The sequence below is a fragment of the Spartinivicinus poritis genome, assembly GCF_028858535.1.
GTDB classification, from domain to species: Bacteria; Pseudomonadota; Gammaproteobacteria; order Pseudomonadales; family Zooshikellaceae; genus Spartinivicinus; species Spartinivicinus poritis.
The window spans coordinates 31733-47113 of sequence record NZ_JAPMOU010000011.1 but is presented as its reverse complement, the minus strand read 5'-3'; the positions used below and the strand labels follow the sequence as shown (position 1 = coordinate 47113).

Here is a 15381-nt window from a genome sequence, read left to right as displayed (position 1 = left end):
AACGATGGATTCCTTGGGTCATCGCTTTCTTTCACAGGGTTTTATCCAACTTGAACCATCGGCCATCAAGCAACAGATGACCAGGATCGACACTGAACTCAATGTACTCGTTCAGCCATCATTCCAGCACAGTGGAGCGACTGGGTTGGTTCGGGTCCCGGAGCTGGACAACCCGAACCAACTGTGTCGAGTAGAATATCTTGCTGGGGCCAGTACCTGGTATCGCAATGAGCTGGTGCCTGAGTTGGCCCGGTTAATTGAGACGCATCTGGGCCAGCCCGTCAGCTTGTTCAAGGATAAATGCAATTTCAAGCGCCCCGGTGGCGGCGCCTTTCCACCCCATCAGGACATAGTTGCCTATCGGCATTTTGGCTCTTGGTACCATGTCACGGCAGCGGTGTTGCTGGATGAGGCTACGGAAGAAAATGGCGCCCTTCATATGGCAACCCGTTGGGATGTGCCTGACAGTTTGGCAAAGGAGGCTGTCAACTGGGTTGATACACCCAGAGGGCTACTACCCATGCTGCCAAGCTATCAAGGAGGTTGTCGTAATGGTGATATTCAGGAGGAGTTGACCGAGACCATGCAGTGGCAACGTGTGGATGCCTCGCCTGGTGATGTTATTTTGTTTGATTCCTATGTGCCTCATTTCTCTCAGGCCAATCACTCAAATTCTACCCGGCGCATTTTGTTTTTTACGTTTAACCTGGCCAGCGAGGGCTCTCTTTATTTCGATTATTACCAAAAAAAGTGGCAAGAACCCAATAACCCTATTTTTCATGTAGCGACTCCCACCTCCCACAGCGACCGAACTCACCAACCAGATATCTTGTCACCCCCGCAGCCAGGAGATTGGCCACTATGAGTGCATCCGTTTCTGCAACTCCAGTTCGCTTGTTCACACCCGGCCCCCTGAATACCAGTGAATCGGTTAGGCAAGCGGCGACTCAGGATCTGGGATCGCGAACACCTGAGGCCAGTGCCTTGACTCACAGCCTATGTCAGGCACTTCTAGAGCTGGCCGGCTGCGATAACCGTTGGTGTGCCACTCCCCTTCAGGGCAGTGGTACCTTTGCGGTCGAGGCCATGCTGACCTCCCTGTTGGCACCAGATGATCAGTTGCTGATCATTGAAAACGGTGTATACAGCGCCCGGATGGCGGATATTTGCCAGCATCAGGGGATCAATCACTCGGTACTGTCGTTGCCTTCCCAGCGTGGTTTTGATCTGGAGATAATTTCCGAAACGGTGGCACAACGCCCTGGTATTACCCATCTGGCAGCTGTGCATTTTGAAACGGGGCTCGGGGTACTTAATGATATTAATGCCCTGTTACATCTGGCTGAAACGCTTGGTTGCGCTGTGCTAGTGGATGCAATCAGTACCTTTGGTGTCTTGCCCATTGATTACCAATCACCAGCCCTGGTTGCGGTGGCTGTTTCCGCTAACAAATGCCTGCATGGGATTCCGGGGGTGGCCTTTGTGTTGTCGCAAACAGCGGCATTAAATCGCGATATTCCACCCCGCAGCCTTAGTCTGGATCTGCAGGCACAGGCTCGTATCCTGGCACACAGTGGTCAATGGCGTTTTACACCCCCGCTACAGGTAATGCGTGCGTTGCAACAGGCCGTTACCGAATACCAGGAACAGGGGGGGCAGGCTGCACGTCATCGTTGCTACCAGGCTCGTATGACCCATCTGCTTAAGGGGATGCAGGCGCTGGGCTTTGAGCCAGTGATTGAGCCGCAGTACCGAGCCCCCTTGATTGTTACCCTGGCACCCTCCTCAGGAAGACAGGTGAATATACAGGAACTCAATGCCTTTTTACTGGATCGCCAACTGGTGATCTATCCCAGCCAGCTGTCTACGCCTCATTCATTTCGGGTGGGCGTGATGGGTGAGCTGACCATGAAAAACCTAGATGAGTTGCTGGAAGCTTTTCAATTGTATCTGGATGAGGCCTTAACAAGACAGTCACCCCAGAGCCCATCGCAGGAGATACCCCAATGCCCCTGATTAACCCTGGGTTGCTGACTATAAATCCTGTTTCTTCCAAACGCGTTGCCAAGCAGGCCAAAGCAAATCCAGCCATCTTGAATCTGAGTATGGGGGAGCCTGACTTCGGCCCGCCACCTTGGTTGGTGGAGGCCATTTGCCAGAATGATTTAAGGCCAGAGCGGTTTCTGGATGCGGCCAAACGCTATGAAGATACGCTGGGCTCTTTGTCATTACGAGAAGCCATTGCCCTCTGGTACCAAAATCGTTATGGCCTTTGCATTGATCCGCAACGGGAAATCCTTATTACTCACGGCGCCATCGAAGCGGTGAACTTAGCATTGTTGACCCTCACTAAACCAGGTGAAGCGGTGGCACTGGCCACTCCAACCTATACCCTTTATCAGCGAGCGGTGGCGCTTATGGGCCGATGCCTTGCGCCGTTTGAGCGCAAGATGACTGATTTACCATACATCGATGGTCTAGCGGCGCTGAAAGCGCGACACGCAGCACTATTGATCAATTCCCCAGAAAACCCCACCGGCTATGTACTCAGTGACTTGGACTGGCAAAACCTGACTCAATACTGTCAAACCGGAGATCAATGGCTTATCCATGATGAAGTTTACGATACCTTGGCGTTTGGTCGGGATCATCGCAACGCCTGGTGCTTCCCCGAGCTACGCGATCGAAGTGTGTTGATAAATAGCTGCTCTAAAAAATTGGGGATGCCTGGCCTACGTATTGGCTGGCTGATTGGTCCAGCAAATGTGATTCAGGCCGCTGGCCAGGTGCATGAAAGCCTGTGCCTTGGCGTCAGTATTTTGAACGAACCCATTGCTGAGCGCCTGCTTAGAGACCCGGAAATCATGAGCTGGATGGACAGCCAGTGCCTTATGGTAAAAAACCGTGCCCAACGAGCCCTGGCCTGCCTTGGTAGCATTCAAGGATTTGAATGGCAACACCATCCCATGGGTGGGCTGTTTCTGTTTCCAGCAGTGCACAGATTGTATACCCGGCTACCCAGGCAATACCGGGAGAAAGACAATAATCCCGGCTGTGCTGTTGCTGCCTGGTTGATGGATGAGTTGAAAATAGCCACTGTGCCTGGTGTAGCCTACGGACCCCAGTGCAGCCATCACCTTCGCATAGCGCTTGGCAGCAGCGACCAGGTGTTTGAGGCAGCACTGGAACGCTTGATGGCGCTGGTTCTGGCCAAAGGAGCTAGCCATGATGCTTAAAGGAGCTACCTGTGTCTCATAACATCGATCCAGAAGTAATAGCATTCTATGCTAGGCAAACGCCAGCAGCACTAAAAGCCTGTGCTGATCATTTTGCTCAGGATCTATTGCTGATTCATCCCGGCAACTGGCAAGTCAGTTTTCCTCCAGCCATTTACCCACCAGAGCACCTAAGTAACATTGGACAAACTGTGCAGGAAATACTGGCTCTGGTCTTTTCCTTACCAGATCGCCTCTTTGGTGGTGACTACGATGCGTTATTAGAGGCTCAGGGGCTCTCACCGGATTATCGACACGCCATTCGGCCCTTTTGTACGCCGAGACTGTTAGAACGAGCCCGTTTGTTTGCTCGGCCTGACGCTTTACTGACCCAGAGTGGATTCAAATTGGTTGAGATGAATGTTTCTCCCTCTTTGGGAGGGCTTGGCGTTTGTGATCGCTACCTGAATCTCTGGCACAGTAACCCGCTGGGGCAACAAATGCGTCAGGCAGGTATTCAAGTGCAAGCACCACCGATGGGCGAACGATTTGGTCAGCTACTCAAGCGACATAGCCGAAGGCTCAATGTGGGCACCCCACCCATCATGCTGGAGCTTTTAGATGATCCGCAGGAGAACCCTAGAGACAACACCGGCTGGCCTGATTTTCTAGATATTTCCCGTCAATCAGGTTTTGAGGTGGTCACGGCCTGGCCATCTGATGTGGAAATCCGTGATGAGGGTGTCTTTGCTTTGGGGCACCGAGTTGATCTGATCTATACCGATTTTGCCTACGCCGAACAACGGATGCATGGCATTGATGATGATTTTTTTGCGGCGCTGGTGAAGGCCGAGCAACGTCAACAGGTGGACCTATTTAGCGTGCCTGCCAGCTGTGTGGTATATGAAAACAAGGCCAATCTGGCGCTGTTGTCTAATCCAGACCATGCTGCCGTTTTCACCGATCGAGAGCGCCAATTAATCCAGCAACACATACCGGTTACCCATATTTTATCTGAAAGTACGATGGATCAGGTGCTTTCTGAGCGACGAGATTGGGTGCTGAAGCCTGCTCTGGGACTCTGTGGCCATGAAGTGGTAATAGGCGAGCAACTGACAGATTCACAATGGCAAGCAAAACTAGTCACCTGCCTTAAACAGGATGAGGCTTTTATTTTACAAAGACACATCAAGGATCTGTGGACTTACCAGCTACCAAACTTTGAACATCCGAGGATGGTGTGCCTGGGGCCAGTGATTCTGGATGGCCAGTTTGCTGGGGTGTTCTCCCGGGAGGCTGATTATGAGGGGAAGGCTGTCGTGGTGAATTATGCTCGGGGAGCTTTCTGGTCATCTGGGCTTGAGAGAGTAGTCCATTCTCATGCTTAAGAGAAACTGACAGGTAGAACAACCTCCACATAAGAGATTACAAGGACAATGTATGCAACTTGTTTGTTTAATGGCTGGCTCCAGCAGCCGCCTGTTGCCATTAACTGAAACCCGGCACAAGGCCTGCCTGAATTTGGGAGACAGGACAATGCTGGCTCATCAGCTGGATATTTTCACCCAATCAGGGATTAGCAAAACTACCTTTGTTCTAGGGCACGGTGCTGTAGAGTTGGCCTCAGCGTTGTTCGATGGGCTAAAGCACAGCCTATTTACCCTGATTCACAACCCCCATTTCAGTACGTGTAACCTGGACTGGAGTGCCTGGCTTGGGCTGAGTTCTGTATCCGGACCAGTGGTGTACTACGAAGGGGATTTGTTGGTACCGCCATCTTTACTGAAAGAGCTACATACACACCCGGCTGACATCTGCATTGCGCTGGACTCAGCCTGTGACCACGATAGCCGGGATACGCTAGTGCTCGGGTCAGAAAACAAGGTCGAACGATTGTTATTTGTGGAGCACGGTATCGCTAATAGCTCACCAGAGGATCAGGCTTTAGGCGAGTTCATTTGCTCAGTCAAATTCAGCGACCAGGCAAGGCGATTTGTGGTGGATGCCCTGGCTAGTCAGCCTTTCAAGGGCCCCATGCAGCTGTATCGAATTTTTGAGAAGGCCTTTTCCTGCTTTTCTACTGCTTTTGTGGATGCAAGAGGGCGTCCCTGGTATGAGGTGGATAATCATCAGGATCTCGATCGGGCCAGCATTCTGGCCAAGGAGATTCTGGCCTCATGAAACCTTCTTCATCGCCACCGGTTCCCACCCCACTGAACCCAGCTCTCACCAGCATGGGCGCCTATGCCTCCAAATCTATCTCCCAAGCCGCTCGGGCCAATCCCGATGTGGTCAACCTGAGCATTGGCGAGCCAGAGTTTGGCCCGCCAGAGCACCTGATACACGCCATTGCTGAAGAGGACCTAAGCATTGATGCACTGTTAGCATCGGTTAAGCATTACAACCACACACAGGGTACGTTGGCATTGCGTCAGGCTATTTCTCACTGGTATCAGCGCCAGTATGGGCTGACCATTGACCCAGAGCAGGAAATTCTGATTACTCATGGTGGCGTTGAGGCCTTTGCTTTGGCTGTGCTGTGTTGCTCATCTCCGGGGGATGCCTTAGCAGTCACGGATCCGTCCTATATGTTATATGAGCGCGCTATCACTGCTCTGGGGCGACACTCTATGTGCTTCTCCCGTCCAGTAGCGAACAAGGAGTTTGCCGCTTTATTGGAACAACCGACATTTCATCAAGCAAGTGCATGCAGTGCCTTGGTGGTGAACTCGCCAGAAAACCCTTCAGGCTATGTACTGTCTGCTCAGGAGTGGCAACAGCTGGTGACTCAGGCCCAGCAAAATGGACAGTGGATTATCCATGATGAAGTGTATGACAGCATGAGCTTTGGCCGAAAACACTACTCCGCACGGGCTTTTGATCCAGCTGGAGAACATACAGTATTGATCAACAGCTTCTCCAAAAAATTTGGCACACCAGGGTTGCGTATTGGGTGGATGATTGGTCCACCCAAGTTAATTCAAACTGCCAGTAAGGCCCACGATTACCTGGTGTTGGGTGTGAATCAACAATACGAACGGATTGCCCTGCGTATGTTGTCAGATCCAGAAATCGATCATTGGCTAGCCAAACACCAGCGAATGCTGGAAAACCGGGTGCAACAGGCCATGGCTCAACTGACGGAAGCGGTCGGCTTTTCCTGGCCAAGGCATCCCATGGGTGGCATGTTCTTGTTTCCCAGCGTACGAGCACTTTATGCCCGCTTGCCCAGTGCCCGGCAAAGTCGCTTTGCCACAGTGGGAGAAGCAGTAGCAGATTACTTGCTGCATGAACGGGGGGTCGCCACGGTGCCAGGTATTGTCTACGGTCAGGACTGTGCTGATCACTTACGCATGGTGTTATGTTGTGAGACGTCTCGCTTCCAGCTTGGGATTGAGCGGCTAACGGGAAATGTTCCTGTCATGGAAAAGGAACTCCTATGATGACAAGCAGGCCTCATTATCTGATGCTTAGCCGGTATATAGACGGTGCCAATCTGGTGACCGGTGTAAATCTGCTGATCGGCGCCCTAGCACTGATGCTGCTGCAGCAAGGAGTCTTTCTACCAGTTATTGGATTGATTTTTTTGGCCATTTTACTGGACCACCTAGACGGCTGGTTGGCTCGGCGATTTTACAGCCACAGTACCCATAAACGGGCTTTTGGTAAGCAGTTTGACACTCTGGCCGATCTATTCAATTTCAACGGAGTGAGCGGACTTCTGTTATTTTTCCAGCAACCGAATCACCCTTGGTTGGCTGGTGTTGTGGCCGCTTCGTTGATTTTATTTGGAGCGATTCGCCTGGCGCACTTTACTCTGGATACTGGAGAGGAAGAGGGATTGCAGACCCCCTATGTAGCCTTTGTCATCATTAACCTGATCTTGCTGAATCAGGCTGGCCTGCTGTCCGATGGATTGCTGCTTGGGCTGGCTGCACTGACCTCAGTATTGCAAATCATTTGTGTGCGGATTCCAGTGCTCGATACAGCCAAGGGGCTAACTCTGATGGCCACCCTGCTCGGTGTCAATTTCTGGTTCACAGCGCCAATCTGATTGCAAACTGGCCATAGATCACTTGTCGATGCTTATTTCAGCCAAAACAATAAAGTAAAGGATATCATCATGGCGCACCTTGTGTTTATCGATAGTACCCTAACGGGACTAAACGCTTTTGCCACGGCGCACCGTCTTGGGCATCAGGTGACTTTTATTCGACCGACGCAATCTGCCAGCATTTATAACATTCTGTCTAGCAACCCGGCAGTGCCCGCCCATGTGGACCATTATCTGGAGGTGGCTACACTGGAAGCGGAAGACTTGATGCCAGTGCTAGATCAGCTGCATGAGAAGCACCCCATTGATGCGGTACTTAGTACTTCTGAAAGTGGTATTTTACCTGCAGCCCAGGCTGCTGAACGGCTGGGTACTCCTTATACGGCTCTGGGTAGCCTGAAAAATGCTGTATTTAAGCATCAAATGAGGGAACAGCTACAACAACATGGCATTCCCACACCGGATTTTGAATGTCTCTTAGAAGAACAACTAGTCAACGGCCCTAAACATCTGAGCCTGCCATTTGTGGTTAAGCCTGTACGAGGCTTTGCCAAGCAGTTTTCTGCCATTTGCCACACACAAGCTGATTTTGATCAGTATATTCAGGAGTTGGCGGCTGATCGGCGCAATACGCCTGGTATGGATGCACTGGTTGCTAGGGAGTATATCGTCGAACAATATGTAGAAGGCAGTTTGCATTCAGCAGAAGTGGTCGTTCGAGATGGTCGGGTCATGTTCTACGCTACCACCACCCGTTACCGAGCTCACTACGACGATTTGCTGGAACTTGCGGCTGTGATGCCATCAGACCTGTCTGAATCAGCCCAACATGCCATGAAGGATTACTTGCAACAGGTATTCTACGCCTTGGGTATTAGCATTGGGCTGTACCATGTGGAACTACTAATGACTGGGCAAGGGCCGATTCTGGTGGAAATTAATGCCCGCATGATGGGGAGCGTGTCGCCAGTCATGTACCAGATGCAAACCGATCAGGATGCCTTTGAGCACTTGATTCGCCTGCACCTTGGAGAACCTCTTACCATCAATGATAAAGGTTTTCATAATGCAGGTATCACCCTGGCAGTGGCTGCCCGGCAGGGCGGTGTTGTGGTGGAGTCGTTCCAGCCGCAGTCACTGTATGAGCTGCTGAATACCTATGAGATTTCTCACCATACCTTGAGGATTGAAGCAGGAAAAGAAGTAGCTCGTTACAAAGGCAATGTCAGTATTATGGGGCATGTAATTCTGCTGGCTGACACGCCTCAAACTGTGGCTGAGAAGGGGCACCGGTTTCTATGTGATATTGAGCGCCTGATTGGTCTTGAAACAGCCAAGTATTTTCCTACACCCTGACCACTGCGCAAGTTGTACCTTATGATTCGACAAGACTCTATTTTGAGACAGCCGATGTTTTTCCGGTTTTGTGTAGGTGATGTAGCTACACAACTGGGCAGTGCCGTGATGATTGTGCTCATTCCTCTGGTTGCAGTCACTCACCTAGACGCCTCAGAGTTTGAAGTGGGGCTGCTATCAGCATGTGAACGGTTGCCCTTCTTGTTGTTCAGCCTGATGGCCGGTGTGTCTGCGGATCAGAAAGAGCGGAGGGCGCTTTTATTGTGCGCTAGCTTCATCCGCTGTCTGTTACTTTGGGGGCTTATGCTACTGGCCATTGGTGGCTCACTCTCAATCACTGCAATGGCAGGGATGGTCTTTCTGATTGGGACAGCCAATGTCTATTTTGAGGTGACTTACTGGACTTACGTCCCCGCTTTGCTACCAGCCCAGCAGCTCGCCCGGGGCAATGGCGCATTAGCTGCCATTGCTGGAGCAAGCGAATTTGCAGGCCCTGCCTTGGGTGGGTTGCTGTTAAAGTGGCTCAGCGTGGCTGGTGCTTTCTTTGTCAATGGTGTGCCATTTCTACTGGGCTGGGTTGCTATGTTGGCGCTGCCCAAATATCAAATGAAACATTCCCCAAGTCAGGGAAGTGCTTCCAGCTTGACAAAGATTAGGCAGGGATTTCATACCCTGATCTATAGGCCGATTTTGCGTCGCCTGGTGATCATCGCAACCCTGTGGAATATGTTGGCCAGCGCTGCCACACCCCAAATTGTGGTTTATCTAACCCAAGGGGTCGGCATTACTACAGAGCGGGTTGGAATGGTGCTTGGCATTCAGGGGCTCGGTGGGCTGCTGGGTGCAGTGCTAGCTGGTCGACTGGAGGAGCGCTTGGGTACCGGTCGCGCTATTTTGCTGTCCGGCATCAGCTACGGATTGTTTAACCTACTGATGACCCTGATCGACCAGGCAAGTACCAGCCACCAAATGATGATTGGGGGGTGCCTGTTTTTCGCAGGTTTGTCCTCTTCCGTAGGCGTGGTCAATACTTTAAGCCTTAGGCAAAGGGCTTGCCCTCCTGAGTTGCTTGGCCGGGTTAATGCCAGCTTCCGCTTTCTCACTTGGGGTATTATGCCTCCTGCTGCCCTGTTCGGTGGCCTGATCTCTCAGTTTTCGGGTAGTCGTGTCTTTATTGCACTGGCCGGTTTGGCAGGAATCATTCTTTTGCTATTGGGTTGGCGGAAAAGTCGGATGCTGTTGGAAGGTCAACAGGCATCAGCTTCTAAATAGCGTGAATTCGGGACAAAAAACCTGGAGTTGTATACTATCAATCAGTGAAATGCTGACCATATTAATTTAATTTCACTAATCTCGTTATAGAGATTTTAAAACTTACTATATAAAACATATTCAGAAGCATTATTTATCTGAATTTCATAATTTATTATCACTCTATTATAAGGTATTTAAAAATATAGCCGTTAAAAGAAAGACGTCGTTAGACTGATTTTATGAAAAATGGAGTTTAGTGGGAACAGTTGTAAGCAAGTCAATGTATACTCTTCGCGAATGACTTTTAGGGTATACTTTTCTTGTTTGATTGGATTGAATTGGAGTAGGCAGAGTGCCAGTAACTGTTGAAGTGCTAACCAACATTATTGACCAGGGCTATATTAACCAGAACTATCAAGATATAGCGAAAAGCTACCAACAAGCAGTGGTTGATAGTTCGATGGTTGATATGCCGCCAGAGTTCGAGCAATTTTGGTCTAAATGGGATGGGCAAGCAACCCCCTGTTTTTATGCAGCTTATTTTAATCGTCGAATAATAGGCTGGGCTATAGTCAATAAAGTGGATAAAAGTTGGGTGTTGGAGGCATTATGTGTAGGCTTGCCCAATCATGGCCGGGGAGTGGGTGAACGAATATTGCAGGTACTGACTAAACAAGCAGCTGAGGCTGGATGTCAGTTACTGGTTGATAAACCAGCAATATATTTTGAAAAGGACTCCTCAAAACTATAATATTTTCTATATGCTTGACTACACTCAGAAGAAGACATATTGCTGGGTGTAGTTAAAAAATGGCACAGAAATTATTTCTACTAGTTACTGTTATTATTTGTAATTTATTCTTGTCTTCACTTGGCATTGCTGGAGAAATAATTAAAGTAAAAATAGCAGCACCTGGCTATGTGTATGAGAACTTTCAACATTGGAATACAACTGTTCCCTGTAAAATGTTAAAAACCTATGACTCAGAGTATGCTAATCGAGCGACGGTTGATTTAATGTTAATTTGCCGGGCATTATATGAAAGTGGCCTTAAATTTAATTTTCAGCTTACCCTTTACCCAAACTACTCTAGAGTGCTAGCAGAAGTCAAAAGAGGCAGAGAAAACATTGCGGCAGAAACGATCTGGAAAAATGAAATTGATGAGTCTGTGCTTTATAAAACAGAGCCAATTATTCCAATAGGAGGCTTTATTAAGGGTGTATATGTCAAGGCAGGAAATAATCGATTGGCTAATGTCAAATCCCTAGATGAATTGAAAAAGTTTAAAGGGGTGATGATAAAAAACTGGGTTATCGATTGGAATACGATGGAAAGCTTTGGACTAAATACACTTTATGAAACCAATGGTTTGGAATCTATGTATAAGCTAATCAATAACAATAGGGCAGATTTTACCCTGTTTGAATTCAGTCAGACTCAACATAAAGTACAAAAATTAAAAGATATTAACCTTGTTCCAGTAAAAGGTATTAAAGTAAAACTGTTAGGCGAGCGTAGTTTTGTCGTATCGAAAAAATCAAAAAATGCAGATAACATCTATGAGCACTTAAATAAAGGAATAGCTATTTTAAGAAAAAATAAAGAAATTGAACGAGCCTATCTAGAATCAAAATTTATTAATCCTGATGTGGCTGACTGGATATTATTAAATCCTTAAGGGTTCTTCAAATCGCTGGCCGCCCCTAAAAACCATTCGCTTTGGCTATATATCTAAGGTTAATAGATATTTAATCCTTAATCAAACTTGGGTACATCACCAACTTCTCCATATTTCTTGAGGATAGTGTTCATTAAATTTTTTCTTTAATATCATTTATTCCTTTGTTAAAAATTGCTGCTTTTTCTTGGGTTTTTGCATCTTTTTTGAAAATAATAAATATATAAGCCGCTAAGGTTTTCATAACACCCATTAAATAAAGGCTTTCTTATTATCAAACTTAGACGAGTATGCTCAAAATAGTAATGACTGTAAGTAATCACAAACATTATTATAAAGTTGAAGATTGACTAGAAGAACCATATTGATAGACTTACCATATGGCAAAGATATGGTAAAACAACGGCTTATATATGGGTATCTGGAGGCTGATGTGGACGGTACAAATGGTATTATAACCAGTCATAATACAACAAATGTAGATGATACAAGTGGAAGTTCAACAAGTAGTGTAAAAAGTGGTACAAAAAAAGTAACAATGAACCTGACTGAACGAGACATTCAAAATACCACTGAGCTACAGCGTATTATCCATGCCCGAAGTAAAGCGGGTGCCGTCTCTTATTCGCTTTCCCTGGCAGCAATGTTGGCTAGCCAAATTGAGCAGGGAGCAGAGATATACATCAAAGACAAGTCGGGAGAAACCCATAAGCTGTTGTTTACAGGAGTATAGGTAACTAAAAGGATGTTAATGGAAAGTGATACGGAAAGCTTAGACTATGAAAACTGGGGAAGTAGCGAAAACAGTAATACACCACCACCTCCGGTTCCATTACAAAGACCTGAACCTTTAGAAAAAGATCGTCATGTTTATCGAACCGCAGTGTATGCTCTGTCTAGCGGTATTTTTATCGGTTTAATTGGTAGTGTCTGGCTAGCTTCTAATGATAAGGAAATACCGCAAATTTTAGTTGCTATTGCTTCAGCTTGCGCTGGTGCTTTAGGAGCATTAATTGCGCCAAAATCTTGATTCTACATATTATAAAAATATATTTTTATAATAACTGCCAAAGTGTACTAAATGATAACTTCAATGCCTGGCTAATGGCTGCAGACTCAATAACAACTGCAGTAGGGTAATTACCTTCTTGTAAAGAAATCATGGCACACTTGGGCGGATAAATGGCTACATAACTGGCTTGTCCGCCATTATTGCCATCATCAATCCATTTCCGTTCAGAGAGGGGTGCCTCTTCGCCACCTTCACCAATCGCAATAGCTCGAACACGAATATTACGTTTTACTCGTTGTAGTGTGTAATTAGGAAAAGGGCGATAAAGATATTTTCGTATGGCTTTAGAAGAATATACATCATAACTTTTCGATTCAGCTTTTTCCGTAGTATTTAAAATATCCTTTAATACTTTTTCTATTCCTTCATCCCCTTCATAGTATTTTACTTGGGGTGAACCGGTGTCAGATCTGAGCCGATTTAAGTCTGGAATAATATCAGTCGTTAGGTGTCGTGTTGCTGACAGTAGTCTTTCCTGTTTTTCTGTAGCTAACTCTAATAACTTGTCAGGTGGCTCGGCACAAAAATGGCGGCGTTTACCCTTAGGGTAAAAACTGACTAAACCACGTTTTAATAAATGTTTAAGAATGTCATGGGTTGTACCACGATTGACGCCTGACTTTTCAGCAATGTCCCTGATTGAGGCTGTACCAAGCGCCAATAAGGCGCAGTAAACATCCACCTCTCTAGAGTCTAAATCTAACTGGGCTAGCACCTGTTTTATATTCATTTGTCAATTTTCTGCTGACAATAAGTCTATTCGTCCAAGTATGCTTTATATATCCTGCACTATCAATAGGCTAGCCATCCCTTAACATGATAATGTCAGTAGAGGAATGACAAACAATGTGCGGTATATTTGCTTATATTGGTAAAAACAGTGCAGTTGCTACAGTTGTCAAAGGTTTACAGCGCCTGGAGTATAGAGGCTATGACTCCTGGGGCTTAGCAATCCCATTACAGGGCAGCATCGAAGTGTATAAAACACTTGATCCACTCCAAACAGCTGATGTTACGCCTATTAATGTGCAAGGATCCATGGTGCTTGGTCACACTCGTTGGGCTACCCATGGTGCGGTTAACATTACAAACTGTCATCCCCATGTGTCTAGTTCTAAGCAATTTGCTCTGGTTCATAACGGTATCGTCGAAAATTATCAGGCACTAAAGACCCAGCTTGTTTTTCAAGGAGTTCAGTTTATTAGTGAAACAGATACGGAAGTAATTGTTCGCTTGATTGAAAACGAGTTAAACCAGCTACAACTGAAAGATGAAATTCAAAAAGAAAGTAGGCTTACCGCAAAGGATTATCAAGCGGTTCTGAGTCAAGTGTTTAAAAAACTAGAGGGAAGAAACACCCTGGTATTTATTTGTGCTGAACTTCAATTGTTAATTGGCATACGTAATGGTTCACCTTTAATAGCAGGGATAAAACCAAATAATATAACAGCCGAGAGTTATGATGAGCTTTTTCTTGCGTCAGATTATTACTCCTTTGCACAACATACCCATACTTGTTTACTCGTTGATGATTTACAGATGATTTGTTGTGAACAAAGTAGGGTGAAGCTCATCGATTTGCAAACAAATAAATCAGTTGAACCTGATTGGCAAATACTGGAACGTCAGGAGCTAGAGCATTCCCTTGAAGGCTTTTCCCATTTCATGCTCAAAGAAATCCAACAGCAGTGGGAAACTATTCCAAGAGCCGCAGCGGTTGATCGTCAACAGCTGGAAGCAATGATCAAAGCTATCAATAATGCCAAAAATGTGTTTATCACAGGGGCGGGTGCAGCATTTTTTATTGGGGAGCAAATTGCTGCAATGCTACGGGAAATAGCGGGTATTTTTGTCACGCCTATACCAGCTTACGAATTTGAAAGTTATTTGGTATCAATAGAACCTAGTGATGTATTAATCGCAATCAGTCAAAGTGGCGAAACGGCTGATACATTAAATTTTATTGAGCAAGTAAAACGTAAAGGAGTAGTGGTTGCTAGTGTCGTGAATATGCCGGGCGCCATGTTATCACGGCTATCTGACTTTGCATTTTTAAGCTATGCAGGCCCAGAAGTGTGTGTGCTTTCCACCAAAAGCAGTACCTCTCAGTTAACTTTTGGTTATTTATTGGCTAAAACCATTATTAATCAGTATGAATCGGCTAAAGCTGATATTGAGCAACTCACACATCAACTAAGTCTTTACTTTAATGATGAAAACTTGCAAATTATAGAAAGCTTGGCTCAAAAGATAAATGGTGGCCATATTTATTTGTTAGGTAACCGGCATTTTATTGGTGCAGGTAAAATCGGTGCATTAAATATTAAAGAAGCCAGTTATATCCATGCAGAAGCATTTCCAGCCGGTGAACTAAAACATGGGGTAATAGCGTTAATCGAAAAAGAGACCCCGGTTATTTGTTTTATGGATGAAACCAATGCTACCTATATGACAGCAATTGCTTCAGAAGTTAAAGCCCGTGGCGGCAAAATTATAGGTATCAGCCAACAATCGAATGAGTTGTTTGATTATATGCTTAAATTACCTGTGACGGGTAATTCAGCAAGCTTTATTGTTCATATTTTACCCTGTCAATTGCTTGCTTATTATTTGGCTATTCAAAGAGGGCATAATCCGGATAAGCCGAGAAACCTGGCGAAGAGTGTAACTGTTATATAAGGTATTAAGCCTTGGGGATGCCAAGGCTATCGGAAAATAAATATATTGAAGCGTAATAAAAAATCTTGATA

At 46.4% G+C, this 15381-nt stretch carries 15 protein-coding genes; 14 read left to right on the top strand and 1 reads right to left on the bottom strand.

The genetic code is table 11. The annotated features are described in order from the left end of the window. The first annotated feature begins 4 nt into the window (after positions 1-4). From ORQ98_RS10770 to ORQ98_RS10710, 13 genes are all read left to right on the top strand, one after another. Positions 5-865 (top strand): phytanoyl-CoA dioxygenase family protein, encoded by an 861-nt coding sequence (locus ORQ98_RS10770; RefSeq protein ID WP_274688811.1) that lies wholly within the window; start codon positions 5-7, stop codon positions 863-865. Further along, positions 862-2016, top strand: coding sequence for a 2-aminoethylphosphonate--pyruvate transaminase (locus ORQ98_RS10765; RefSeq protein WP_274688810.1), 1155 nt, complete (start codon positions 862-864; stop codon positions 2014-2016). The genes ORQ98_RS10770 and ORQ98_RS10765 overlap by 4 nt, the downstream gene beginning before the upstream one ends. Continuing rightward, on the top strand, positions 2007-3236 hold the full coding sequence (locus tag ORQ98_RS10760) for a pyridoxal phosphate-dependent aminotransferase (protein ID WP_274688809.1): 1230 nt from the start codon (positions 2007-2009) through the stop codon (positions 3234-3236). The genes ORQ98_RS10765 and ORQ98_RS10760 overlap by 10 nt, the downstream gene beginning before the upstream one ends. Positions 3237-3247: 11 nt before the next feature. Beyond that, positions 3248-4603 (top strand): hypothetical protein, encoded by a 1356-nt coding sequence (locus tag ORQ98_RS10755; RefSeq protein ID WP_274688808.1) that lies wholly within the window; start codon positions 3248-3250, stop codon positions 4601-4603. Positions 4604-4655: 52 nt separating this feature from the next. Beyond that, positions 4656-5396, top strand: a complete 741-nt coding sequence (locus ORQ98_RS10750; protein ID WP_274688807.1) for a phosphocholine cytidylyltransferase family protein — start codon at positions 4656-4658, stop codon at positions 5394-5396. After that, a complete protein-coding gene (locus ORQ98_RS10745; protein WP_274688806.1) occupies positions 5393-6658 on the top strand; it encodes a pyridoxal phosphate-dependent aminotransferase in 1266 nt (421 codons plus the stop codon). The genes ORQ98_RS10750 and ORQ98_RS10745 overlap by 4 nt, the downstream gene beginning before the upstream one ends. Further along, entirely contained in the window at positions 6655-7269 is a 615-nt protein-coding gene (locus ORQ98_RS10740) for a CDP-alcohol phosphatidyltransferase family protein (protein ID WP_274688805.1), read from the top strand. The genes ORQ98_RS10745 and ORQ98_RS10740 overlap by 4 nt, the downstream gene beginning before the upstream one ends. Before the next feature lie 69 nt (positions 7270-7338). Then, a complete protein-coding gene (locus ORQ98_RS10735) occupies positions 7339-8625 on the top strand; it encodes an ATP-grasp domain-containing protein (RefSeq protein WP_274688804.1) in 1287 nt (428 codons plus the stop codon). Between the two features lie 21 nt (positions 8626-8646). Next, positions 8647-9897, top strand: coding sequence for an MFS transporter (locus tag ORQ98_RS10730; protein WP_274688803.1), 1251 nt, complete (start codon positions 8647-8649; stop codon positions 9895-9897). Positions 9898-10231: 334 nt separating this feature from the next. Beyond that, on the top strand, positions 10232-10630 hold the full coding sequence (locus ORQ98_RS10725) for an acetyl-CoA sensor PanZ family protein (protein ID WP_274688802.1): 399 nt from the start codon (positions 10232-10234) through the stop codon (positions 10628-10630). 59 nt (positions 10631-10689) lie between these two features. After that, positions 10690-11559 carry a type 2 periplasmic-binding domain-containing protein gene (locus tag ORQ98_RS10720; RefSeq protein ID WP_274688801.1) on the top strand — a complete coding sequence of 290 codons (870 nt, stop codon included), beginning with the start codon at positions 10690-10692 and terminating at the stop codon, positions 11557-11559. Positions 11560-11923: 364 nt separating this feature from the next. Next, on the top strand, positions 11924-12292 hold the full coding sequence (locus tag ORQ98_RS10715; protein ID WP_274688800.1) for a hypothetical protein: 369 nt from the start codon (positions 11924-11926) through the stop codon (positions 12290-12292). Positions 12293-12310: 18 nt separating this feature from the next. Continuing rightward, entirely contained in the window at positions 12311-12589 is a 279-nt protein-coding gene (locus ORQ98_RS10710; protein WP_274688799.1) for a hypothetical protein, read from the top strand. 25 nt (positions 12590-12614) lie between these two features. Here the strand turns inward: ORQ98_RS10710 and ORQ98_RS10705 are convergent, their stop codons facing one another. Then, on the bottom strand, positions 12615-13361 hold the full coding sequence (locus ORQ98_RS10705) for a TrmB family transcriptional regulator (RefSeq protein ID WP_274688798.1): 747 nt from the start codon (positions 13359-13361) through the stop codon (positions 12615-12617). Positions 13362-13477: 116 nt separating this feature from the next. Between ORQ98_RS10705 and glmS the strand changes: the two genes are divergently transcribed. Next, positions 13478-15310, top strand: coding sequence for a glutamine--fructose-6-phosphate transaminase (isomerizing) (gene glmS, locus ORQ98_RS10700; RefSeq protein WP_274688797.1), 1833 nt, complete (start codon positions 13478-13480; stop codon positions 15308-15310). The last annotated feature ends 71 nt before the right edge of the window (positions 15311-15381 follow it).